General features: G+C 65.8%; 17 protein-coding genes. 5 read left to right on the forward strand and 12 right to left on the reverse strand.

The features are described from left to right. Positions 1 to 87 precede the first annotated feature (87 nt). Positions 88 to 1,320 (reverse strand): histidine kinase, encoded by a 1,233-nt coding sequence (locus tag E4K09_RS06825; protein WP_244610391.1) that lies wholly within the window; start codon positions 1,318 to 1,320, stop codon positions 88 to 90. Then, the gene (locus E4K09_RS06830; protein ID WP_134495996.1) at positions 1,317 to 2,609 is read right to left on the reverse strand and encodes an adenylosuccinate synthase; all 1,293 of its coding nucleotides are present in this window, start codon (positions 2,607 to 2,609) and stop codon (positions 1,317 to 1,319) included. Before E4K09_RS06830 ends, E4K09_RS06825 begins: the two co-directional genes overlap by 4 nt. A gap of 273 nt (positions 2,610 to 2,882) precedes the next feature. On the opposite strand from E4K09_RS06830, the gene E4K09_RS06835 reads away from it, so the two are divergent. Then, entirely contained in the window at positions 2,883 to 3,248 is a 366-nt protein-coding gene (locus E4K09_RS06835; protein WP_134495997.1) for a hypothetical protein, read from the forward strand. Positions 3,249 to 3,286: 38 nt separating this feature from the next. Here the strand turns inward: E4K09_RS06835 and E4K09_RS06840 are convergent, their stop codons facing one another. Beyond that, on the reverse strand, positions 3,287 to 4,150 hold the full coding sequence (locus tag E4K09_RS06840) for a type 1 glutamine amidotransferase (protein WP_134495998.1): 864 nt from the start codon (positions 4,148 to 4,150) through the stop codon (positions 3,287 to 3,289). Positions 4,151 to 4,225: 75 nt separating this feature from the next. Between E4K09_RS06840 and E4K09_RS06845 the strand changes: the two genes are divergently transcribed. Beyond that, positions 4,226 to 5,128, forward strand: a complete 903-nt coding sequence (locus E4K09_RS06845) for a DMT family transporter (RefSeq protein WP_134495999.1) — start codon at positions 4,226 to 4,228, stop codon at positions 5,126 to 5,128. Between the two features lie 135 nt (positions 5,129 to 5,263). Here E4K09_RS06845 and purU read toward each other — a convergent pair whose 3' ends face one another. From purU to E4K09_RS06860, 3 genes are all read right to left on the reverse strand, one after another. After that, positions 5,264 to 6,136 carry a formyltetrahydrofolate deformylase gene (purU, locus tag E4K09_RS06850; RefSeq protein WP_134496000.1) on the reverse strand — a complete coding sequence of 291 codons (873 nt, stop codon included), beginning with the start codon at positions 6,134 to 6,136 and terminating at the stop codon, positions 5,264 to 5,266. Positions 6,137 to 6,263: 127 nt separating this feature from the next. Then, positions 6,264 to 7,856 carry a phosphoglycerate dehydrogenase gene (serA, locus tag E4K09_RS06855; RefSeq protein ID WP_134496001.1) on the reverse strand — a complete coding sequence of 531 codons (1,593 nt, stop codon included), beginning with the start codon at positions 7,854 to 7,856 and terminating at the stop codon, positions 6,264 to 6,266. Positions 7,857 to 7,990: 134 nt separating this feature from the next. Then, positions 7,991 to 9,163, reverse strand: a complete 1,173-nt coding sequence (locus E4K09_RS06860) for a phosphoserine transaminase (protein WP_134496002.1) — start codon at positions 9,161 to 9,163, stop codon at positions 7,991 to 7,993. Between the two features lie 249 nt (positions 9,164 to 9,412). Between E4K09_RS06860 and E4K09_RS06865 the strand changes: the two genes are divergently transcribed. After that, positions 9,413 to 10,663, forward strand: coding sequence for an efflux RND transporter periplasmic adaptor subunit (locus tag E4K09_RS06865; protein ID WP_134496003.1), 1,251 nt, complete (start codon positions 9,413 to 9,415; stop codon positions 10,661 to 10,663). A gap of 60 nt (positions 10,664 to 10,723) precedes the next feature. After that, complete coding sequence (locus E4K09_RS06870) at positions 10,724 to 13,873, forward strand: efflux RND transporter permease subunit (protein ID WP_134496004.1); 3,150 nt, start codon at positions 10,724 to 10,726, stop codon at positions 13,871 to 13,873. A gap of 127 nt (positions 13,874 to 14,000) precedes the next feature. Here the strand turns inward: E4K09_RS06870 and E4K09_RS06875 are convergent, their stop codons facing one another. From E4K09_RS06875 to pal, 6 genes are all read right to left on the reverse strand, one after another. Further along, positions 14,001 to 14,738, reverse strand: a complete 738-nt coding sequence (locus tag E4K09_RS06875; protein WP_134496005.1) for an outer membrane protein — start codon at positions 14,736 to 14,738, stop codon at positions 14,001 to 14,003. A gap of 220 nt (positions 14,739 to 14,958) precedes the next feature. Beyond that, the gene (gene glmM, locus E4K09_RS06880; protein ID WP_134496006.1) at positions 14,959 to 16,314 is read right to left on the reverse strand and encodes a phosphoglucosamine mutase; all 1,356 of its coding nucleotides are present in this window, start codon (positions 16,312 to 16,314) and stop codon (positions 14,959 to 14,961) included. A gap of 244 nt (positions 16,315 to 16,558) precedes the next feature. Beyond that, positions 16,559 to 18,481, reverse strand: coding sequence for an ATP-dependent zinc metalloprotease FtsH (gene ftsH / locus E4K09_RS06885; protein ID WP_134496007.1), 1,923 nt, complete (start codon positions 18,479 to 18,481; stop codon positions 16,559 to 16,561). 153 nt (positions 18,482 to 18,634) lie between these two features. Next, on the reverse strand, positions 18,635 to 19,585 hold the full coding sequence (gene tilS / locus E4K09_RS06890; RefSeq protein ID WP_244610392.1) for a tRNA lysidine(34) synthetase TilS: 951 nt from the start codon (positions 19,583 to 19,585) through the stop codon (positions 18,635 to 18,637). Positions 19,586 to 19,675: 90 nt separating this feature from the next. Next, a complete protein-coding gene (gene ybgF / locus E4K09_RS06895) occupies positions 19,676 to 20,635 on the reverse strand; it encodes a tol-pal system protein YbgF (protein ID WP_134496009.1) in 960 nt (319 codons plus the stop codon). A gap of 109 nt (positions 20,636 to 20,744) precedes the next feature. Next, a complete protein-coding gene (gene pal / locus E4K09_RS06900) occupies positions 20,745 to 21,242 on the reverse strand; it encodes a peptidoglycan-associated lipoprotein Pal (protein WP_134496010.1) in 498 nt (165 codons plus the stop codon). A 223-nt stretch (positions 21,243 to 21,465) separates the two neighbouring features. Here pal and E4K09_RS06905 point away from each other — a divergent pair, with 223 nt between their 5' ends. Beyond that, positions 21,466 to 22,977, forward strand: coding sequence for a phospholipase D-like domain-containing protein (locus E4K09_RS06905; protein ID WP_134496011.1), 1,512 nt, complete (start codon positions 21,466 to 21,468; stop codon positions 22,975 to 22,977). Positions 22,978 to 22,982 lie beyond the last annotated feature (5 nt).

The raw sequence follows: 22,982 nt of genomic DNA on the forward strand, positions 1-22,982 counted from the left end.
GGCGATTACGGCCTCATGAAAATGCCGGCCCCATGAAGAATGCCGCGCCCTTCAGCGCGGCATTTTTGTCGGCTTGCTGGCCTCGCCTCACTGCCACTGGCTGAAGGCGTTGTTCAGCACCTGCTCGCCCGAGGCGCCCTTCTCGAAGCTCAAAATGGCGCGCTGGCCCGAGGCCATGCGGACCGGCAGGTCGATCCAGTTGCGGCGCACGAAGAGTTCGGTGTTCCGCTCCACGTCGCCCTGCAGGTTGGAGAGGCCGATCAGGAACAGATTCTCGCGGACGGGAACGGGGAGACCGGCGATCGGCGTGCCGCGTGCCGCCTCCTCGTTCTTGAACTGCAGGAGCCCCACGTCACGGATCACGCGTCCGCTGTCGCCCTGGCGCGTGGTGAACGTCAGCTCGACCGTGTGCGAAGCCGGTAGCGTCGTATCCAGGTTACGGCGCAGCACCAACCTCATGGCCAGCCCTGCATCGGCGACCTCGACATTGGCCGTGACCGCTTTCTCGAGCGGCTGTCCTTGTCCGGGATTCACATCCTCGAGCCGCCAGACCACGCGTCCCACATGAGCCTTCGGTGTCTGAGGGTTGGTGGCGTCCTCCTCGTAGAAGACGGCGCGATGCGCCACGCCGATCGCCTGGCCGGCGTTGGGAGAGACGGCCGGTGCCTGTCCCCCGACCCGCTCGTCGATCTTGGTCTTCTCGTTGTTGGCCGGCGCCTCCCGAGGAGCTTCGGCGACGGGCGTCTCGGGGATGGGAGCATCGGAGCGGCTCTGCCACCAGGCCAAGCCCCCGATGACCAGGATCACCAGGATGATGGCCGCGCCAAGCAGGATGGACCGCATCTGCCGGTTGCTCTGCATGGCCGGATGCGGGCGGCTGTCGACCCGCGGACGGACGGTCGTGGTGTCCTCAAGGGCCTGGGGGTCCGGTCGGCGCTCAGGCTCGCTCTGAGAAGGCGCCCGAAGGCCCTGCCGCGGCGGCACCACGCTGCGCAGACGATCGGCCGGACTTTGCGGCGGCTGATCCTCCGCCAGCATCTCGGCGAAGGCATCCGGGTCGAAACCTGCCGGAGGCGGCGCATGATCGGCCTCGACGCGGGTGATGGCCTCGTCGAGGGCAGCGCATTCCCTCTGAATATCCGCTTCCTGCAGAGGGGGATCGAGAGAGCGCAATTGAGCGACCAGAGCCGTCCGGGCCCGCTCGTAAACGGCGTGCCGCGAGGCCGGCGTCTTGTCTGTCAGGCCTTCGACGGCCCTTGCGATAAGTGGGTAATAATCTGCCATTTCCTTGGGAATGACCCGGAGCGGCTTCGCCGTCAACCCTCAAAGGGGTTCTTCATGAGGATTGTATCCTCGCGCTCGGGCGAAGTGGAAAGCACAGCGACGGGCGCGCCGATCAACTCCTCGATGCGGCGGACATACTTGACGGCCTGCGCCGGAAGATCCGCCCAGGAACGCGCGCCCGCCGTGGAGCCGCTCCACCCCTCGAACTCCTCGTAGACGGGCTCGACCCTCCCTTGAGCGCCCTGGCTCGCCGGGAAATAGTCGATAATCTGCCCATCGAGCCTGTAGCCGACGCCGATCTTGATGGTGTCGAAACCGTCGAGGATGTCGAGCTTGGTGAGCGCGATGCCGTCGATGCCGGAGGTGCGCACCGTCTGGCGCACCAGGGTGGCGTCGAACCAGCCGCAGCGGCGCTTGCGGCCCGTCACGACGCCGAACTCCTTGCCCTTCTGGCCGATCAGCTCGCCGGTCTCGTCGTTGAGCTCGGTCGGGAACGGCCCCTCGCCCACGCGGGTGGTGTAGGCCTTTGCGATCCCGAGCACGTAGCCCACGCCGCCCGGACCGAGGCCCGAACCCGTGGCCGCTTGGCCCGCCACCGTGTTGGAGGAGGTGACGAAAGGATAGGTGCCGTGATCCACATCGAGCAGCGCGCCCTGTGCGCCTTCGAACAGGATGCGCTTGCCGGCCCGGCGCTCCTCGTCGAGGAGGCGCCACACGGCGTCCATGTAGGGAAGCACCTTCGGGGCGACCGAGGACAGCTCCTCGTAGATCTCCTCCGGCTTGAACTCGTCGAGGCCGAGGCCGCGACGAAGCGCGTTGTGGTGCGTGAGCAGGCGGTCGATCTTGTCGCGCAGCGAGGGGAGATCGGCGAGATCCATGAGGCGGATCGCGCGGCGGCCGACCTTGTCCTCATAAGCAGGGCCGATGCCGCGCTTGGTGGTGCCGATCTTCGTGCCGGCGCTGCCGCTCTCGCGCAAGGCGTCGAGCTCCCGGTGGATGGAGAGGATCAGCGTGGCGTTCTCGGCCACGCGCAGGTTCTCGCGGGAGATCGCCACGCCCTGCTCCGACAGGCGCTGCACCTCGGCCGCCAGCGCATGAGGGTCGAGCACGACGCCGTTGCCGATGACGGAGAGCTTGTTGGGGCGCACCACGCCGGAGGGCAGCAGCGACAACTTGTAGACCTTGTCGCCGATCACGAGGGTATGGCCGGCATTGTGCCCGCCCTGGAACCGCACGACCACGTCCGCCTGCTCGGACAGCCAGTCGACGATCTTGCCCTTGCCTTCGTCGCCCCATTGGGCGCCCACGACAACCACGTTCGCCATCGCTCAAGCCTCACATGAAAAAACCCCGGCGCAAGGCCAGGGTTGGGGAAAAACCTTGCAGACCCTCATGGTGGATCACGCGCGTCAGGTCAAGCCGGAATGAGCCCTGTCCCATGCACCGCGCTCCTCGCCTGTGTGCACGAGATGTCTCCGGGTGCCGGCTTTTCAAGAGACCCACACGAAGGCATGACGGTGCAGCTTCCCTAACGACAAATACTTATCTAGATCCTCCCCTTACAGGCGGGAGATTTCTGTCCCATCATTGGGGGAACCATGAAAAAGATTGCTGTGACTGTCGGCCTGGCGCTCGGCGCCGCGGGATGCGTACCGACAGTCCATGAGACCATGGCGGTCTCGTGCTTCGACTATATCGGCCGGCCGATCTCGGAGCGTATCGCGGCTTTCGGTCCACCGCAGGCGATCTACCGGATCAGTCCGACGGAGCTGGGATACGTTTTCGAGACGAAGGACACGACCTTCGTCGGCGGACACACCTATTACACGGTCAATTACCTGACCGGGTCCGACCGGCACCGCACCCCGATCCATCCGGTCACCACCAGGTGCCGGGGCTTCGTCGTGCGCACCCCCTCCTCCACCGCTCCGGTCTCCGAACGCGTCATCGTGGATGTGCTCTGAGGGCCCCGAGAGGGCCCTCTGGGCCACTCCGGGGGACGTCAGGCTCGTCCCCGCGCGCTCTTCTGCACCTTCACCCGGTGCTCGATGAAGTTGCGGATCTCGCGGGTGCGGCGGGCGGGTTCCAGCACTTCGGCGTCGACCCCGTGCCGCCACGCCAGGTCGGTCCGCGAGGGGTCCCGGTCGAGAGCCGTCAGATCGTCCGCGTAGGATTGAACCTCCTCGGGCGTCCGGCAGAACCCTTCGCGGATCATCAGCTCCGCTCGCTGGCGGATGATCGTGGCCAACTCCGCGAGGCTGAACTCCGGATGGTACTGCACGCCCCAGAACACGCCGCCGTCGCGACGGATCTCCGCCGCCTGAACCGCTGAGACCGGGTTGGTGGCGATCACTGTGGCGTCGTCCGGCACCGTCGTGACCATGTCGAGATGGATGGCAGGCGCATCGTAAACCTCCGGCCGTCCCTCCAGCATGGGATGTCCCTGTCCCGCCGGCGTGCGCCGCAGGCGCCGGGCGAAGCCCACCTCGCGGCCCAGCGGATTCGTCTGCACGTCCCCATCCGCCGCAACGGCCGCCACCTGCAAGCCCCAGCAGGACCCGAACGACGGAGTGCCGGAGGCATAGATCGCCCGCATCAGGTCGATCTGACGGAGGATCTCAGGCGTGCGGTCGTAGATGTTCAGGTGCGAACCCGTGAGCACGATGCCGTCGTAGGATTCGAGCCCCGCCCGATCAGGAAGGTTTGCGCCCTCGTCCGTCGGGAAGGCGATGTCGCAGACCGCATTCCGCTCGATGTCCTGAATCACCTGGGCATAGGACTCCGACAGCATTTGGCCATAGGCGGCCTTGTGGGCCTGCCTTGCACCACGCGTATTGCCCTCGACCACCAGAAACCTTAAGCCCATAACCGTCACCCGCTCTTTGGGCGCTGGTTTACCGAAACTGCGCATGGCGGCAAGAGGCACGAGGTCCCGCCTGCTATGAAAATCCTGCAATCTCTTTGGACGGGTCTTTGGGGACAGGCCTATCTGCTCCTCATCCTGACCACGCTCATGTGGGGCGGCAACGCGATCGCCGGACGTCTTGCGGTCGGCGAGGTTTCGCCCATGCTGCTCACCTGCATCCGCTGGATCATCGTGGTCGCCATCCTGGGGCCTCTCGTGGGACGGCAGGTGGTCTCGGAATGGGCGAAGATCCGGCCCCGCTGGCTCTACACGATCCTGATGGGTGCATCCGGCTTCACGGCCTTCAACGCGCTGTTCTATGCGGCCGCCTATCATACGAGCGCGGTGAACCTCACGATCTTCCAAGGCGCCATTCCGGTTTTGGTGCTGATCGGCACGATCCTGTTCTTCGGCGCGCGCGTGATCCCGCTGCAGGTGCTCGGCATGATCGTGACGATCCTCGGCGTGGTGCTGGTGTCGGTGAAGGCGGATTGGGAGGTGCTCAAGACCCTGTCGCTCAATATCGGCGACGTGTGGATGCTGGTCGCTTGCGTGTTCTATGCGGGCTACACGCTGGGCTTGCGCCGCCGTCCACCCGTGTCGGGGCTCGTCTTCTTCGCGGCCCTGGCCGGCGTGGCGTTTCTCACGTCCCTGCCTCCCCTGGCGGTGGAGATCGCGCAGGGAGCCGCCCAATGGCCGACCGGGAAAGGCTGGCTGATTCTGCTCTATATCGGTCTGTTTCCGTCCCTGCTGTCGCAGATCTTCTTCATCCGGGGCGTCGAGCTGATCGGCCCGGCGAGAGCCGGCCTGTTCGTCAATCTCGTGCCGGTCTTCGGCGCGCTGCTCGCCGTGCTGCTGCTCGGCGAACCCTTCGCCTTTTATCACGCGCTCGGCCTGTTCCTGGTGCTCGGCGGCATCTGGCTCGCGGAGCGGAAGTGACCCTTTCTCATAGTCCCCTCGTCATCCCCGGCCTTGTGCCGGGGATCCACGTCTTCAACGCGCCGGGTCTCCCAAGACGGGGATGGCCGGATCAAGTCCGGCCATGACGACGGAAGCGTTCAGTCATCTGCAGCTCTAATCCGCGAAGACCACTGTCTTGCGGCCGTTGAGCAGGATGCGGTCTTCCAGATGGTAACGCACCGCGCGGGCGAGGACGCGCCGCTCGATGTCCCGGCCCTTGCGCACGAGGTCGTCCGCACTGTCGCGATGCGTGATCGGCTCCACGTCCTGCGCGATGATCGGCCCTTCGTCGAGATCGGACGTCACGTAGTGCGCGGTGGCGCCGATCAGCTTCACGCCCCGGATATGGGCCTGGTGATAGGGCTTGGCGCCCTTGAAGCTCGGAAGGAACGAGTGATGGATGTTGATGCAGCGCCCGGCGAGCTTCGCCGCAAGCCCGTCGGACAGGACCTGCATGTAGCGCGCGAGTACCACGAGGTCGGCCTGTGAATCGCGGATGATCGCCCAGACCTTCGCCTCCTGCTCGAGCTTCGTATCCTTCGTGACCGGCAGGTAGTGAAACGGCACGCTGCCCAGATCCACATGGCTGTAGGCTTCGACCGGATGGTTGGCGATGACGCCGACAGGCTCGAAAGAGAGCTCGCCGATGCGCCAGCGGTAGAGCAGGTCCGCGAGGCAATGGTCGAACTTCGACACCATGAGCATGACGCGCCGGCGCTCGCCCTCGTTGCGCAGCGCCCATGTCATGTCGAAGCGCTCGGCGAGCGGTCCGAAGCCGTCTTTGAGCGCGTCGAGCTCCACCTCTCCGCTCACCGGATTGAAGACGACACGCATGAAGAAGCGGTTCGTCTGCGTGTCGTCGTATTGCTGGGCGTCGAGAATGTTGAGGCCCGCATCCGACAGATGCCCCGCCACGGCAGCGACGATGCCGGGACGGTTCGCACAGGCGAGCGTCAGGACGAAGCGTTGTGACGGGGAAACTGCCATGACTTTGACCTTGTTGTTTTTGCGCTGTGCTCCCGGCGAACCGACACCCGCTTCGCCGGAAAATGCTTTGCTGGCTTACCGCATTTTCTATCCGGCGAACCGGTGGCCACTTCGCCGGAAAATGCTTCTAGAAGCGAACCGCGCGGGCGCGCTTGACCTGCGGGATCTCCTCGATCTTGCGCAGGAGTTCCTCCGACACGGGCTGATCGACCGACACGAAGCAGATCGCATCGCCGCCCGGCTTGTCGCGGCCCAGGGCGAAGGTTGCAACGTTGACGCCGGCCTCGCCGAGCAGCGTGCCGAAGCGGCCGATGAAGCCGGGCTTGTCGTCGTTGCGCACATAGATCATGTGCGGCGCGAACTCGGCATCCACGGCGATCTCACGGATCTCGGTGACGCGCGGCTTGCCGTCCTGGAACACGGTTCCGCCCGCATGGCGCGGCATGTCCTCGGCATCCACGACGATGCGGATGAAGCTCTCGTAATCGCGCGCGGCGCTCTCGCGCTTGACCTCTTCCACCATGATGCCGCGCTCGCGCGCCACCACGGGCGCCGACACCATGTTGATGTCCTGCAGGAAGGGACGCAGAACGCCGGTCACGGCCGCCGACGTCAGCGCCCGGGTGTTCATGTCGGCGACGGCGCCTTCGTACTCGATGCGGATGCCCTTGATGGACGATTCCGTCAATTGGCCCAGGAAGGATCCGAGCTTCTCGGCGAGCGCCACGAAAGGTTTGAGGCGCGGCGCCTCCTCGGCGGTGATCGAGGGGAAGTTCACGGCGTTCTGGATGGCGCCCTGGAGCAGGTAATCGGACATCTGCTCGGCGACCTGCAGCGCCACGTTCTCCTGCGCTTCCGTGGTGGCGGCGCCCAGATGAGGCGTGCAGACCACGTTGGGATGGCCGAAGAGCGGGTTGGTGAGAGCGGGCTCCTCGACGAACACGTCGAAGGCCGCGCCCGCCACATGTCCCGAATCGAGCGCCGCGCGTAACGCGCCCTCGTCCACGAGGCCGCCGCGGGCGCAGTTGATGATGCGCACGCCCTTCTTCGTCCTGGCGATATTCTCCGCCGACAGAATGTTCTTCGTCTTCTCGGTCATCGGCACATGCAGCGTGATGATGTCGGCACGGCGCAGCAGATCGTCCAGCTCCACCTTCTCGACCCCGAGCTCGATCGCGCGCTCCGGCGAAAGGAACGGGTCGAAGGCGATCACCTTCATGCGCAGGCCGATGCCGCGGTCGGCCACGATGGAACCGATGTTGCCGCAGCCGATGATGCCGAGAACCTTGCCCGTCAGCTCGACGCCCATGAAGCGGTTCTTCTCCCACTTCCCTCCTTGAGTGGAGGCGTCGGCCTGCGGGATCTGGCGCGCGAGGGCGAACATCATCGCGATCGCATGTTCGGCGGTGGTAATGGAATTGCCGAAGGGCGTGTTCATGACGATGATGCCCTTCGCCGTGGCGGCGGGGATCTCGACATTGTCGACGCCGATTCCGGCGCGGCCGATCACTTTCAGGTTCTTCGCCTGTTCGAGGATCTTGGCCGTCACCTTCGTGGCGGACCGGATGGCAAGGCCATCGTAGTTGCCAATGATCTGGCTGAGCTTCTCCCTGTCCTTGCCGAGGTCGGGCTGGAAATCGACCTCTATGCCGCGATCCTTGAAGATCTGCACGGCGGCGGGTGAGAGAGCGTCGGAAATGAGAACGCGGGGAGCGGGCATGGGGAAAACCTCATGGCGTCATGGCGGGGCTCGGCCCGGCCATCCATGTCTGCCGGGTGGACAAGCTCACGTGCCAGAAAAGTCGTGGATCCCCGGGACGAGCCCGGGGATAGCGGTTCGGAGAGAATTGTGCCTCAAGCCGCTTTCGCGAGCTTCGCCTTTTCCTGCGCGAAGGCCCAGTCGAGCCACGGCGTCAGGGCTTCCAGGTCGGATTGCTCGACCGTCGCGCCGCACCAGATGCGCAGGCCCGGAGGCGCATCGCGATAGGCACCGATATCGAGAGCCACGCCCTCCTTCTCCAGGGCCGACGTGATGCCCTTGGCAACCTGGGCCACGGCTTCCGGGCCCCTGGCGATCACATCCGGATCGGCCACGACCAGGCACACGCTGGTGTTGGAAGCATTGGCCGGATCCTTGGCGAGGTTGGCGATCCACGGCGTCTTCGCGACCCAGTCCTGGATGACCTTCGCGTTCGCGTCGGCCTTGGCGACGAGCGCGTTCAACCCGCCGATGGACTTCGCCCATTCGAGCGCGTCGATGTAGTCCTCGACCGCCAGCATCGACGGGGTGTTGATGGTCTCGCCCTGGAAGATGCCTTCGATGAGCTTGCCGCCCTTGGTCATGCGGAAGATCTTCGGCAGCGGCCAGGCGGGCTTGTAGGTCTCGAGCCGCTCCACGGCGCGCGGCGAGAGGATCAGCATGCCATGCGCCGCTTCGCCGCCCAGCACCTTCTGCCAGGAGAAGGTGACCACGTCGAGCTTGGCGAAGTCGAGCTTCTGCGCGAAAGCCGCCGATGTCGCGTCGCAGATGGTGAGGCCTTCGCGATCGGCCGCGATCCAGTCGGCATGCGGCACGCGCACGCCGGAGGTGGTGCCGTTCCAGGTGAAGACCACGTCCCGGTTCTTCGTATCGACCTGCGAAAGATCAGGAAGCTCGCCGTAGGGCGCGCTGATCACGCGGGCATCGTCGAGCTTGAGCTGCTTGACCACGTCGGTGACCCAGCCCTCGCCGAAGCTCTCCCAGGCCAGCATGTCGACCGGACGGGCGCCCAGCATCGACCACAGGACCATCTCCACCGCACCCGTGTCGGAGGCGGGCACGATCCCGATGCGGTAATCGGCCGGCACCTCCAGCACCTCGCGGGTGAGGTCGATGGCGAGCTTCAGGCGCGCCTTGCCGAGCTTGGCGCGGTGCGAGCGGCCGAGGCTTTCGGTCTTCAGATTCTGGAGGGACCAGCCGGGGCGCTTTGCACAGGGGCCGGACGAAAAGAAGGGCGCGCGGGGACGCGCGTTGGGCAGGTCTGTCATGATATCCATCCTTACAGATGGGCGCCTCTCGGTGGGGAGAGGTGTCCCGCCGACCGGTATGGCGGAACCCGGGCCCATGGTCAAGGCAGGTGCCGCAAGGTTAGGCAGCAGGAAAATCATCAGATTACGAAAACGTAATACAAAACACCGCGCTTACTGCGTTATAGTCACTGAGCCTGACCGATGATGTGTTAGGCCTCATCAGATCATTGGTAGCTGAAAAGACTTCCGAGCGTTCAAGGAGCGAGCATGCGTGTGTCCGGTCAACTCGCCGTCATTGCCTTGCTGGGGGCAGCAGGGTTTGGCGGGTGGTATGCGTATCAGGGCGGATACCTAGGAAACCTGTCGGCGGCGCAGCAGGATTCTCCCTCCGGAGCGCGTGGCAACCGTGGCGCCGGCGCTGGTCCGGCAACGGTGGAGGTCGATACGGTCAAGACCGGGCGCATCGTGGAAACCCGCGAGGCTGTCGGGACCGTGCGCGCCTTTGAATCCATTACGGTGACCGCCAAGGTGGCGGGCGTGATCACCGAGATCGGGTTCGAGGAAGGCCAGAAGGTCAAAGCGGGCGACGTGCTGATCCAACTCGACGCCGCCGAACGCCAGGCCGACATCGACCAAGCCATCGCGGAAGCCAATCGCGCGGTCGCCCAGCGCAACGAGATCGCGATCAAGCTCGAGCGCGCCCAGGCCCTGAGCCGCACCGGAGCGGGCACCAGCGCCCAGGTCGAGGACCTGACCGCGCAGATGAAATCGCTCGAGGGGGCCATCGCCTCGGCTCAGGCGCAGCGCAAGGCCGCCGAGGCGCGGCTGGAGGACCTGACGCTCCGGGCACCCTTCAACGGGCGCGTTGGGACGCGCTCCGTTTCCCTGGGTGCCTATGTCGCTCCCGGCACCCGGATCACCTCCCTCGACGATCTCTCCAGAATCCGCCTCGACTTCGCCGTGCCCGAGAACCTCCTCGGCCGCCTGGAGCCGGGTCAGCCCGTGACGGCGATCTCCGCGGCCTACAAGAGCCGCACCTTCAGCGGCAAGGTGTCCACCATCGATCCCAGGATCGATCAGGCAACCCGCACCGCACGCCTGACCGCCGAGTTCGACAACCCGGACGAGGCCCTCAAGCCCGGCATGTTCCTGGCGGTGAAGCTCGAGGTCTCGTCCAACGACGAAGCCGTCGTGGTGCCGGAGGAAGCTATCGTCAGCGAGGGCCTGCGCCACGTGGTCTATCCGGTGAAGGACAACAAGGTCGAGCGCCGCGTGGTCACTCTCGGCCAGCGCCAGGGCGGCAAGGCCGAGGTGGTCGACGGGCTCAAGGCCGGGGAGACCATCGTGGTCCTCGGCGTTCAGCGCGTGCGCCCCGGAGCCGAGGTGATCGCCCGTCCGCTCGGCTCGGGCGGCAGCGAGCCGCGGCAGGGCACTCCGGCCGCCGACCGCCAGCAGCCCTCGCGCTCCTCGCTGAACCTGCCGCATGCGATCGGCACGGCGCAGGCCGCCGAACGCTGAATGTTTCCCTCCCGCCCGGCGGGAGATTGTATCAACGACTGGCCCCAGAGCTGAACCGTCATGCAGGTTTCCGACCTCTTCATCCGCCGTCCCGTCTTCGCCGTCGTGGTGAGCCTGCTGCTGATCGTGGGCGGCTTGTCCGCGCTCATGAACCTGCCGATCCGCGAATACCCGAGCGTCGATCGCCCGGTCGTGTCCATCTCCACGGTGTATCGCGGCGCCTCGAACGAAGTCATCGAGAGCCGCGTGACCGAGGTGATCGAAGGCGCCGTGGCAGGCATCGAGGGCATCAAGCAGATCCGCTCGCAGAGCCAGGACGAGCGCTCCTCCGTCTCGATCGAGTTCGACGTGTCGCGCGATCCCGAGGGCGCGACCTCCGACGTGCGCGACGCGGTGTTCCGGGTGGTCGGCCGCCTTCCGGACGGCGTCGATCAGCCTGTGATCCGCAAGGTGGACGACAATGCATCCGCGATCATGTGGGTTAGCGTCACATCATCCACCTATGACGCGCTGGAGCTCAGCGATTTCCTGAAGCGCGTCTATGTGGACCGCCTCTCGACCGTGCCGGGCGTCGCCAACGTCTACCTCGCCGGCGAGCGCCGCTATTCCATGCGCGTCTGGGTGGACCGCGCCGCCCTCGCGGCGCGCGGCCTCACGGTGCAGGATCTGGAAACAGCCATCAAGCGGCAGAACGTGGAGCTTCCGGGCGGACGCATCGAGTCCTCGCAGCGCGAGTTCACCGTGAAGACGGATTCCCGCCTCTCCAACCAGCAGGACTTCGAGCAGCTCATCGTCTCCAACAGGAACGGCTATCTCGTGCGCCTGGGAGAGGTCGCCCAGGTCGAGGTGGGTCCCGAGGACAACCGCTTCGAGTTCTATGAAGGCGGCAAGGTCGCCATGGGTCTCGGCGTGGTGCGCCAGTCGACCGCCAACACCCTTGCGGTGGCGGAAGGCGTGCGCGCGGAGCTGGAGAGCCTGCAGTCTTCGCTCCCGCCGGGCACCACGGCCCAGATCTCCTATGATGAAAGCCAGTTCATCAGCGCCTCCATCGAGGGCGTGCTGCATACGCTGATGGAAGGCATCTTCCTCGTGGTTCTGGTGATCCTCGTGTTCCTGCGCGACTGGCGCTCCACCATCGTGGCCATCGTGGCGATTCCGGTCTCGATCATCGCGGCCTGCATGGTGATGGCGTTCTTCAGCGCCTCCATCAACGTGCTGACCCTGCTCGCCGTGGTGCTCGCCATCGGCATCGTGGTGGACGACGCCATCGTGGAGATCGAGAACGTCCACCGCCGCATCGAGGAAGGGCAGCCTCCGCTGCTCGCCTCCTTCGACGGCGCCCGCGAGATCGGCTTCGCCGTGATCGCCACCACCGCCACGCTGATGGCCGTGTTCGTGCCGCTCGCCTTCATGAGCGGCAATACCGGACAGCTCTTCCGGGAGTTCGGCATCACGCTCGCGGCCGCCATCTTCTTCTCCGGCGTCGTGGCGCGCACGCTCACTCCGATGATGTGCTCCAAGCTGATGGTGCCGGCCCATGGCCGCATCCAGACGATGACCGAGCCCTTCTTTACCGGCATGAACAATGTCTATCGCAAGATCCTGACGCGAGTTTTGAAGGCGCCTCTCGTCATCCTGGCCATCGGGTTCATGGTGTGTCTCTCGGCCTACAGCCTGTTCCAGATGCTGCCGAAGGCCTTCGCCCCGACGGAGGATCGCGGCGCGATCATCGTGCGCATCGAGGCGCCCGAGGGCTCGAGCCTCGACTATACCCGCGAGCGCGTGAAGGAGGTCGAGAAGATCCTTCTGCCCTATCAGGAGCAGGGCATCGTCTCGTCCATCACCAGCCAGGTGGCGCCGGGCTTCGCGCGTCCCTCGCCGGTCAATTCCGGCATGATCATCGTGCGCCTCGTGCCCTGGGATCAGCGCACCGTGAAGCAGCAGGACCTCGTGCAGGAGATCAACCGCAAGGTCGCGAATTTCCCCGGCGCCCGCGTGGCGCCGATCAGCCCCGGTTCGCTCGGCCAGCGCGGCCCGTCCAAACCCATCCAGTTCGTGCTGGGCGGACCCGACTACAACACCCTGCGCGAGTGGCGCGACATCGTCATGCAGAAGGCGCAGGAAACGGGCATGTTCGTGAACATGGACTCCAACTACCGGGAGTCGCAGCCCGACATTCGCGTCCAGATCGACCGGCAGCGCGCCGCCGACCTCGGCGTCTCGGTGGAGGACATCGGCAGCACGCTCGAACTGATGTTCGGCGAGCGCGAGGTCTCCACCTTCGTCAACCGTGGCGAGGAATATTCCGTCATCATGCGCGGCCGCGCCGAGGACCGCGCGACGCCGAACGATCTGGCCAACACCTTCGTGCGTGCCACGAACGGCGAGCTCGTCCCTCTCTCCTCCTTCGTGACACTGACGGAAGCCGCAGCTCCGCAGACGCTCAACCGCTTCGACCGGATGCGTTCGATCACGATCGATGCGGGCCTTCAGGGCAATGCCTCCATCGGCGAAGGCCTTGCGGCTCTCGAGCAGATCGTGCGCGAGAACCTGCCGGCCGACGCACGCATCGGCTATACCGGTCAGTCCCAGGACTTCCGTGAATCGTCCAACGCGATCTACGTCACCTTCGGCATGGCCCTGCTGGTGGTGTTCCTGGTGCTGGCGGCGCAGTTCGAGAGCTGGATCAACCCGTTCATCATCATGCTCACCGTGCCGCTTGCCGTCACGGGCGGCCTGGCGGCGCTTGTGATCACCGGGCAGACGCTCAACATCTACAGCCAGATCGGCATGATCCTTCTCATCGGCCTGATGACGAAGAACGGCATTCTCATCGTGGAGTTCGCCAACCAGCTTCGCGAGCGGGGCCTATCCGTGTGGGATGCGGTGATCGAAGCCTCCGTGCTGCGCCTTCGCCCGATCCTCATGACGTCCATCGCCATGATCGGCGGCGCGATCCCGCTCGCCTGGTCCACGGGCGCGGGCGCGGAAGCCCGCAGCGCCATCGGCACGGTGATCGTCGGCGGCGTGACGATGTCGACACTGATGACGGTACTCGTGGTGCCCGCGATCTATCTCCTCATCGGCGGCTACACCAAGCCCGCCACTTACGTGAGCGAGATGCTCGACAAGCTGCGTGCGCAGACCGGCCAGCGTCCTCACGGCGAAGATGGGCCCATCGCGCAGCCGCCGGCTCATCCGGCGGAGTGAGCGAGGTAAAACCTTCCATGGCAGAAGCCCCGGTCGGAAGCCGGGGCTTTTTCGTGAAGGAGGTTGCGCGCCGGTTGAGGCGGAGCCTGAAGGACCCCGCTTCTGCCCGAGGAGAGAGCCTGTTGGCTTATGGGAAGGCGTAGCGCACGCCCAGACGCACCTCGTGCGAACCGATGGATTCCACATCGGCGCCCGCGCCTTCGTCGTAGCCGCCCGTCTTCACGTCTCCGAGGCCGACATAGCGGTACCCGAGATCCAGCGTGAAGCCGTTCGAGAGCTTGTAGCCGACACCTGCCATGAGAGCCCAGGCCAGATCGTAATCGTCCTCACCGGGCAGATGCTCCACCGTTCCCAGAACGGCGTCCGTGCGGGTGTAGTGATCGAGGGTGTTGCGCGCGAAGCCGATACCTGCGCCCAGGTAAGGCGTAAGGCCTTTATCGGTGCCGAGATCCGCATAGGCGTTGAGCATCAGGGTCGAGGACTGGAAGCGCCCTCTGTCGACCACGGATCCGGTCGCGATCCCCGCATCGGACGGCAGACCCTTGAAATGCGTCCTGAGGCGATGATCCAGAGTCACGTCCGCGCGAAGCAGCGGACTGAAGCGATAGCCGATACCGGCACCGATGACGGCGCTGTCGCGAAAGCCTTCACGGGCCATGCTGCCTTCGAGAGCCGCCAGAGCGAAATCCGCCTCGGGGCGCTTGTAATGGGTGTGGCCGACATCGCCGCGCAGGTACCAGTTTTCGGTGGTATCGAGGACAGGAGCGCGCGGGAGGAGGATACGGCGCGGAAGATCGGCAGCCGTTGCAGCCGAAGCGGTCAGGCCGGCGAGGCCCGCAAGGATCGCGATCTTGACGGAATTCATCGTACTCTTCTTCACTCAACAAGCCATTTGCCGCGAGATCTTCGACGGCTATGATACTGAATATCATTGCTTAATGAAGAGAGTGTTAAGCTTAATTCTTCACCTTCGTGGCACCCCGGATGCCATGGGCATCAGGATCTGAGGCAGGAGGACGGCTCTCAGCAAAAAGGCATGGATGCGTGCATCCATGCCTTTCAACGTTTGAGAATGGGTTGTGCCCTTAGGCGGCCACCCGTGAGGCGGCGTGGGTGACGGCATCCACCACGTCGTCGACCACACGGGCCACGAGCACCTCGTTGTCGCCCTCGCCCATCACACGGATCACCGGCTCGGTGCCGGAAGGCCGGATGACGAGGCGCCCGGAGGCTCCCAGGCGCTCGCGGCCGGCCTCGATGGCCTTGATCACGGAGGCGTCCTGCAGCGGCTTGCCCGCCTTGTAGCGCACATTCTTCAGAACCTGCGGCACGGGCTCGAAGCAGTGGCAGACCTCCGATACGGGCTTGCCCATGCTCTTGACCACGGCGAGCAGCTGCAGGGCCGCGACGAGGCCGTCGCCGGTCGTGGTGTAATCCGACATGATGATGTGGCCGGACTGCTCGCCGCCGAGATTGAAGCCATGCGCGCGCATGTGCTCGAGCACGTAACGGTCACCCACGGCGGTGCGTACCAGGCTGAGATCAAGGCCGTTCAGGTACCGCTCGAGGCCCAGGTTCGACATGATCGTCGCGACGATGCCGGGCTGGGCGAGGCGGCCATCCTCCTTCCAGGAGCGGGCGACGACGGCCATGAGCTGATCGCCGTCGACCTTCTGGCCCTTCTCGTCGACGATCAGAACGCGGTCCGCATCCCCGTCGAGCGCGATGCCCACATCCGCCCGCAGCTCGCGCACCTTGTGGACCAGGGCCTCCGGTGCGGTGGAGCCGACCTCGTGATTGATGTTGAAGCCGTTCGGCTCGACGCCGATGCTGACCACTTCGGCGCCGAGCTCCCACAGGGTTTCGGGCGCAACCTTGTAGGCGGCGCCATTGGCGCAATCGACCACCACGCGCATGCCTTCGAGATCGACCTGGCGCGGCAGGGTGCGCTTGGCGAATTCGATGTAGCGGGCATGGACGCTCTCGGGCCGCTTGGCGCGCCCGAGGGCGGCCGAGCCCGCAAGCTTGGCGGTCAGGTCCGAGTCGATGAGGGCCTCGATCTGCTTCTCGAGATCGTCGTTGAGCTTGAAGCCGTCCGGGCCGAAGAGCTTGATACCGTTGTCTTCGTAGGGGTTGTGCGAGGCGGAAATCATCACCCCGAGATCGCAGCGCATGGAACGCGTGAGCATGGCCACCGCCGGCGTCGGCATGGGCCCGAGGACCAGCACGTCCATGCCGACCGAGGTGAAGCCCGCCACCAGCGCGCTCTCGATCATGTAGCCGGACAGGCGCGTATCCTTGCCGATGACGACCCGGTGACGGTAATCGCCGCTCCGGAGGAACATGAGGCCGGCCGCCTGGCCGACCCGGAGGGCCAGATCGGGCGTGATGATCCCGTTGGCCCGCCCCCGGATCCCATCGGTTCCAAAGTATTTCCGCATGGGTTTAGTCTCCCCGCTTCGTTGCGCGACGGCGCGCTTTGCTTTTTTCAAAGCATTCCCCTCCAATCCGGGTCAAGACATCGCCCTGCCAAGCCCCATCACAAGTGATGAGCAATTGTTACAGAATGCGAGAATCCTCTTGCCGAAATGAAAGTAGAGCCGGCAGGTAAACAAAAAAGAACGCTCGCCGGAAGGCGAGCGTTCTGGGTAATACGCAAGAGCGTGGCTGTCAGGAGCCCCGCTGTCAGGCCTGGGGCTGCGGCTCCATGCCGCCGTCGTTCTCCCGCGGCCGGCCAGGGCGGGTGGTCGGGACGGCGGAGCCGCGGGCCGGGGTCACCGGATCGCCGCCCGCATCGCGCACCGGCGGCTGGCCGCTGAGCAGGTTGCGGATCTCCTCGCCGGTCAGGGTCTCGTATTCCAGGAGTCCACGGGCCAGAGCCTCGAGATCGTCCTGCTTCTCGGTGAGGATGCGGCGGGCGTCGTTGAGGCCCGTCTCCACGAGGCGGCGCACTTCCGAATCGATCTTCTGCGCGGTCGCCTCGGACACGTTCTGCTGGCGGCCCATCTGCATGCCGAGGAAAACCTCGTCCTGGTTCTCGCCATAGGCCACGGTGCCGAGCTCGGGCGAGAAGCCCCATTTGGTCACCATCATGCGGGCCAGACGCGTGGCCTGCTCGATGTCCGACTGGGCGCCGGAGGTCACCTTCTCCTTGCCGAAGATCATCTCCTCGGCGATGCGGCCGCCCATCATGATGGCGAGCCGCGAGGTCATCTGCTCGAAGCTCATGGACAGCTTGTCCCGCTCGGGCAACTGCATGACCATGCCGAGCGCGCGGCCGCGCGGGATGATGGTGGCCTTGTGCACCGGATCGGTGGCCGGAACGTTGAGTGCCACGATGGCGTGGCCGGCCTCGTGATAGGCGGTCAGGCGCTTCTCGTCGTCGGTCATGACCAGGGTGCGGCGCTCGGCGCCCATCATGACCTTGTCCTTGGCGTCCTCGAATTCGCGCATCGTGACGATGCGCTTGCCGCGGCGGGCGGCCAGCAGGGCCGCCTCGTTGACCAGGTTCATCAGGTCCGCGCCCGAGAAGCCGGGCGTGCCGCGGGCGATGACCTTGAGGTCCACGTCGGGAGCCAGCGGAACCTTGCGCACGTGAACGCGCAGAATCTTCTCGCGGCCGGTGACGTCGGGGTTCGGCACCACGATCTGACGGTCGAAGCGGCCGGGACGCAGGAGCGCCGGATCGAGCACGTCGGGCCGGTTGGTGGCCGCGATGATGATGATGCCCTCGTTGGCCTCGAAGCCGTCCATCTCCACGAGGAGCTGGTTGAGGGTCTGCTCGCGCTCGTCGTTGCCGCCGCCGAGACCGGCGCCGCGATGGCGACCGACCGCGTCGATCTCGTCGATGAAGATGATGCAGGGGGCGTTCTTCTTGGCCTGCTCGAACATGTCGCGCACGCGGGAGGCGCCCACGCCCACGAACATCTCGACGAAGTCGGAGCCCGAGATGGTGAAGAAGGGCACGTTGGCCTCGCCCGCAACGGCGCGCGCCGTCAGGGTCTTACCAGTGCCGGGAGGGCCGACGAGCAGCACGCCGCGCGGGATGCGGCCGCCCAGGCGCTGGAACTTCTGCGGATCGCGCAGGAACTCCACGACCTCCTGCAGGTCCTCCTTGGCCTCGTCGATGCCCGCCACGTCATCGAACGTCACGCGGCCATGCGCCTCCGTGAGGAGCTTGGCCTTCGATTTGCCGAAGCCCATGGCGCGACCGGCGCCGTTCTGCATCTGGCGCGACAGGAACACCCAGGCGCCGATGAAAAGCGCGATGGGCAGGATGTTCATGAGAACGGCGATGAACCAGGGGGTCGAGTCGGATTGCGGACGGGCCGTGATCTGGACGCCCTTCTGCTGCAGCTTCGTGACCAGGTTGGGATCATTGGGCGCATAGGACGAGAAGGTCCGGCCATCGTTATAGGTGCCGCTGATCTCCGGTCCGGAGATGATGACGCTCGTGATGCGCCCGGCATCGGCGTCATTCAGAAGCTGGCTATACGCGATGTCGCTGCCGCCGCCCCTGTGGCCCGGGCTCTGGAAGAGGGTCACGAGCGCCAGCACCAGCAGGAAAATGACAACCCACAAGGCGAAGTTGCGGAAATTTGAATTCATTGGATCAGGTTCTGCCCCAGAGGGAGATGAAGCACGAGAAAGATACGGAATCCCCCCATGCGGCTAAACTCAATGTAGGCACACCCTTCTCCATTGCCAAGGGAATGAGGCGTGCATACGGCATCATCCGAGGGACTTGGCTAAGAGAATTGGCTAACGGCCTCGTGAGCGGGGCGGTTCCGGCCTGAGATTCAGGCGCCCGCTCCGATCGAGATGAAGGAGAGCGCCCGCGATCGTCAGACGCAGGCCCTCCCGTACGGGAACCGCCGCCCGTAGGCGCTCCAGGCATCCTTCCAGCCGCTGCAGGCGGGTGCTCTCGAGCCCGATCCGGCCCAAGGCCTGGTCCAGAATCCGCAGCCCGATCTCGAAGGGCTCCTCGACAAGGCAAGCGGCCCGGAGACAGAGCTCCCCCTCCCCTGACTCCAGGATCGCGGCCTCCAGAGCCTGCCGGGCCTTCACGTCGAGGGCGTCGTCCGCCTGAGCCAGCCGCTCGGCCAATCGGGCCAGGCGGTCGGCGGTCAACCCCTCCTCGGCCAGAAGAGGCATCAGCCTGCGCCAGCGCACCCGGGTGAAGCGCTCGTCCTCGTTGGAGGGATCGCTCACGAAAGCCCAGCCGTTGCGCCGGCACAGGCCCACGAGGGCCGTCTTGGGCCAGTCGAGCAGGGGCCTGGCATGGATGATGCCCTCCCGTTCGTGCTCCCGGCGCATGCCTTTCAGGCCCTTGAGCCCTGACCCCTTTGCCAGGCGCATGAGGATGGTTTCGGCCTGATCATCCTGGGTGTGGGCGGTGACCAGATGCGAGGCTCCAGCCTCGCGGGCCTGCCGGATGAGCAGGCGGTAGCGCGCCTCCCGCGCGGCTTCCTGCAGTCCAGCGGCGGGCTTGTCGCCGGTCCAGACGAGGGTGCGGTGGGGCAAGCCCAGGGCCGCGGCCTCCCGGGCCACGAAAGCGGCCTCCTCCGCCGCTTCGCGTCTCAGGCCATGATCAACGGTGACGACAAGAACGGAAGGGCGGCGCTCGGAAGCCCAGCGGGCGAGCAGGTGCATCATGGCCATGGAATCGGGCCCGCCCGAAACGGCGGCCACCACGCCCGTGGCATGATTCAAACTCGAAAAAAGCAGCTCCGGATCACAGGTCGGGAGCGGATCGGGAGGCGTAGGAGCGGCCACGGTTCGGGTGCTCGACTTGAACGCCTGTCAGGTGCACTTGTTGCGCTTCTGCTCGCGCTCGGACCCCTGGCGCACATTGGCGGAAGCCTGCGGGTACTTGCGGTCGAGCTCGGCGAAGACGGCGCAGGCCCGGTCACGGGCGCCCAGTCCGTTGAGAGCCATGCCGAGGCGCAGCATCGCATCGGGGGCCTTGGCGGCGTTCGGATGGTCTGCGGAGACGCTCAGGAACTGCTCGGCAGCCTCCCGGTAGCGGCTACGCTGCAGATAGGTTTCACCGAGCCAGAACGTGGCTTCGGGCACCAGCCGGTCGCGGGGATTGGACTGCAGGAAACGGCGAAAGCCCATTTCGGCCTGATCATAGTTCTTCTGCGCGAAGGCGCCGTAGGCCATTTCGAAATCGGCCCGGGGATCGCCCACGCTGGTGGCCGCCACGCTCGGACTGGACCGACCCGGCAGCGCCCCCTGAGGCAGCGGCATCCCGTCGCCCAGGGCTTCGTCACCTAGGGCACCGCCGGGAACAGCCTGCTCCTCTTCCTCGATCAGCTCGCCGATGCCGGCGAATTGCTCGCCCTGCCCGTCCGCTTCCGCCAAGGGCGCGGAGGGAGGGGTGGTGCCCAGCGGGCGCGGGGCGCCCGGGGCAGAGGGATCCTGCGACGGATCGAACACGTCGCTGCGACGCTGGGGCGTCGTCTGGGGCTGGGCCTGCGGCTGCACGGGACGGGGCGCCGGCGTGGTGGACGGCGAAGGCTTGGCGCCGCCGCGACCGCCAACCTCCTGGAAGCGGAACTCCACGTCCTCCTGGAACTTGCGGAGCTGATCCTTGAGCTGGCGGTTCTCGTACTGAAGCTGCTCGAGCTGGCCGGAGATCTGGCGCATCTGGTTCTCGAGGCGGTTGAGACGCACGATGGCGTCGGCCGCGTCCTGGGCGGCGGCAGGCGCCGCCGCGGCAAGCGCCAGGGCGAAAAAGACAAGAAGGCGTCGTAACATGCTGGATACCGTATGGGGTCGGATGCGAGGCGTTCCGATAACACAAAAGCGCCGCCACGGCGATAATGTGGCGACGCTCTGCGGTTTCACGACCTTTCGACCCGAAGGTTTACGAGCTGGCGCCACCGAGCACGGTGACCGCGCGGCGGTTCTGCGACCAGCAGGAGATGTCGTTGCAGACGGCCACCGGGCGCTCCTTCCCATAGGACACGGTGCGGAAGCGGTTGCCCGGAATTCCGCGCGAGATCAGGTAGTCCCGCACGGTCTGGGCGCGGCGGGCCGAGAGCGAGAAGTTGTACTCGCGGGTGCCGCGCTCGTCCGCATGGCCTTCGAGGATGAAGGTGTAGTTCGGATAGCGCTGCAGCCACTGGGCCTGCTTGTCCAGGGTGGCGACGGCGGTGGGGGTGAGGTCGGTCGAATCGGTCTCGAAGAACACGCGGTCGCCCACGTTCACGACGAAGTCCTGGGCGCTGCCGGGGGTTGCGGCGCCACCGGACCCGAAGCCGCCGGACCCATCGGCCATGCCATCTTTATTGGAGGAACACGCTGCCGCCCCGAGGGCGAGGACAAGGGCAGCGGCGAATTTGACGGCGCGTAGCGACATCATTGGCAATACTCCTTACACACACGTTTGCCGAACGTTGTGTCTTTCATATCGGGCGGATGGTTAAGGGAGAGTTCCGTCAACCTCAGGGGAGGCAGCCGGGATTAAGGTGAATTATGGCCAAGTTGTGGAACATGCGCTTAAGGTTAACAGGATGTGAAGCCAGGTTCGGGCTCCGTTGCGCCTGCTTCGTGAGCCGAATGCGTGCTTCACGCGTTGAAAGGTCATGAATCTCATGACGAACCACCCTGGACCGTCGGTTCAGCCCTACCGTGCTGCCCTGGACGAACTCCGCATGGAGCGCGCCTTCTCGCGCATCGCCGACAGCGACCTGCGCCACGGAAACGCGGTCCGGCTGCTCAAGGATTCCCGGGACAATTATCCGGCTTGGCTCGAGGCGATCCGCTCGGCGGAGCGTGTGATCCATTTCGAGAACTTCATCATCGCCAATGACGAGACCGGCCGCCGCTTCGCGGAGGCGCTCATGGAGCGGGCCCGCGCGGGCGTGAAGGTTCGGGTGCTCTACGACTGGCTCGGCTCCTCCTTTCGGGCCCTCCCGGCCTTCTGGCGGCGCTTGCGCGAAGCGGGCGTGGAGGCGCGGGTGTTCAACCCGCCCCGCCTGACGGATCCCTTCTGGATCCGGCGCAACCACCGCAAGCTGATCACCGTGGACGGCCGCATCGGCTTCGTGTCGGGCTTGTGCATCTCCGAGAGCTGGGAGGGCGGCAAGGAGGCCGAACCCTGGCGCGACACAGGGATTTCAGTGGAAGGCCCCATGGTGGCCGACCTCGACGCGGCTTTCGCGGAGAGCTGGGTGCTCGCGGGCATGCGGGCGATCCCGAAATCGGAACTGCCCTCCGCCGATGCGATCCCGCATGCGGGCAGCATGGCGGCGCGGCTGATCAGCGGCGAGCCCGGCATGTTCCGCACCTATCGGGTCGACCAGTTCATCGCCGCCACCGCCCAGCGCAATCTCTGGCTGACCGACGCCTATTTCGTCGCCACCACGTCCTATGTGCAGGCCCTCGGGGAAGCGGCGCGCGACGGGGTCGACGTGCGCCTGCTCGTGCCGGGCTCGAGCGACGTGCCGGCGCTGCAGCCCATTGTTCGCGCGGGCTATCGCTCGCTCATCGAGGCCGGCATCCGGGTCTTCGAGTGGAACGGCTCGATGCTGCACGCGAAGACCGCCGTGGTGGACGGGCGCTGGGCGCGGGTGGGCTCCACCAATCTCAACTTCGCCAGCTGGGCCACCAATTGGGAGCTCGACGTCATCGTCGAGGACAAGACCTTCGCCGAGGCCATGGAGGCGATGTATCTGGAGGATCTCGCCAATGCCACCGAGATCGTGCCCGGCTGGCAATCGCGCCGGAGACGGGCCCGGAACATGCGTTCGCGCCGCGCTCACCGGTTCAAGAGAGGCGGCGTGCGCAGGCTTGCCGCCGGCGCCCTCGCGCTCTCGAGCAGCATCGGCAAGGCCATGGGCTCGCGCTCGCTCACCGCGACCGAGACCAGCAGCATCGCCATCATCGGCTTCGCCCTTCTCGCCCTGGCGGCCCTGATCACCGCATTCCCGGTGGTGATCATCTCGCCCCTCGTGATCGCCCTCGTCTGGTTCGGCTTGGCCCTCCTCATCCGCGCTCTTCGCCTCAAGCGGCGCGTGCGGCTGAGGCGGCGCAAGATGGCGATCCGGCGCCGCTTGAGCAGAATCAAGGAGAAAACAGCGTCCGCTGGGAAATAAGGGAA

The sequence above is a fragment of the Microvirga pakistanensis genome, assembly GCF_004458765.1.
In the GTDB taxonomy this organism is placed as follows: domain Bacteria; phylum Pseudomonadota; class Alphaproteobacteria; order Rhizobiales; family Beijerinckiaceae; genus Microvirga; species Microvirga pakistanensis.

What these genes read in the sequence shown, in the direction of transcription:
- E4K09_RS06840 (WP_134495998.1), bottom strand. Translation starts at nt 4,150, where the DNA reads ATGGGCTTAAGGTTTCTGGTGGTCGAGGGCAATACGCGTGGTGCAAGG.
- serA (WP_134496001.1), bottom strand. Translation starts at nt 7,856, where the DNA reads ATGCCCGCTCCCCGCGTTCTCATTTCCGACGCTCTCTCACCCGCCGCC.
- E4K09_RS06845 (WP_134495999.1), top strand. Translation starts at nt 4,226, where the DNA reads ATGAAAATCCTGCAATCTCTTTGGACGGGTCTTTGGGGACAGGCCTAT.
- pal (WP_134496010.1), bottom strand. Translation starts at nt 21,242, where the DNA reads ATGATGTCGCTACGCGCCGTCAAATTCGCCGCTGCCCTTGTCCTCGCC.
- E4K09_RS06905 (WP_134496011.1), top strand. Translation starts at nt 21,466, where the DNA reads ATGAATCTCATGACGAACCACCCTGGACCGTCGGTTCAGCCCTACCGT.
- E4K09_RS06870 (WP_134496004.1), top strand. Translation starts at nt 10,724, where the DNA reads ATGCAGGTTTCCGACCTCTTCATCCGCCGTCCCGTCTTCGCCGTCGTG.
- E4K09_RS06830 (WP_134495996.1), bottom strand. Translation starts at nt 2,609, where the DNA reads ATGGCGAACGTGGTTGTCGTGGGCGCCCAATGGGGCGACGAAGGCAAG.
- E4K09_RS06835 (WP_134495997.1), top strand. Translation starts at nt 2,883, where the DNA reads ATGAAAAAGATTGCTGTGACTGTCGGCCTGGCGCTCGGCGCCGCGGGA.
- purU (WP_134496000.1), bottom strand. Translation starts at nt 6,136, where the DNA reads ATGGCAGTTTCCCCGTCACAACGCTTCGTCCTGACGCTCGCCTGTGCG.
- ftsH (WP_134496007.1), bottom strand. Translation starts at nt 18,481, where the DNA reads ATGAATTCAAATTTCCGCAACTTCGCCTTGTGGGTTGTCATTTTCCTG.
- ybgF (WP_134496009.1), bottom strand. Translation starts at nt 20,635, where the DNA reads ATGTTACGACGCCTTCTTGTCTTTTTCGCCCTGGCGCTTGCCGCGGCG.
- glmM (WP_134496006.1), bottom strand. Translation starts at nt 16,314, where the DNA reads ATGCGGAAATACTTTGGAACCGATGGGATCCGGGGGCGGGCCAACGGG.
- E4K09_RS06865 (WP_134496003.1), top strand. Translation starts at nt 9,413, where the DNA reads ATGCGTGTGTCCGGTCAACTCGCCGTCATTGCCTTGCTGGGGGCAGCA.
- E4K09_RS06860 (WP_134496002.1), bottom strand. Translation starts at nt 9,163, where the DNA reads ATGACAGACCTGCCCAACGCGCGTCCCCGCGCGCCCTTCTTTTCGTCC.
- E4K09_RS06875 (WP_134496005.1), bottom strand. Translation starts at nt 14,738, where the DNA reads ATGAATTCCGTCAAGATCGCGATCCTTGCGGGCCTCGCCGGCCTGACC.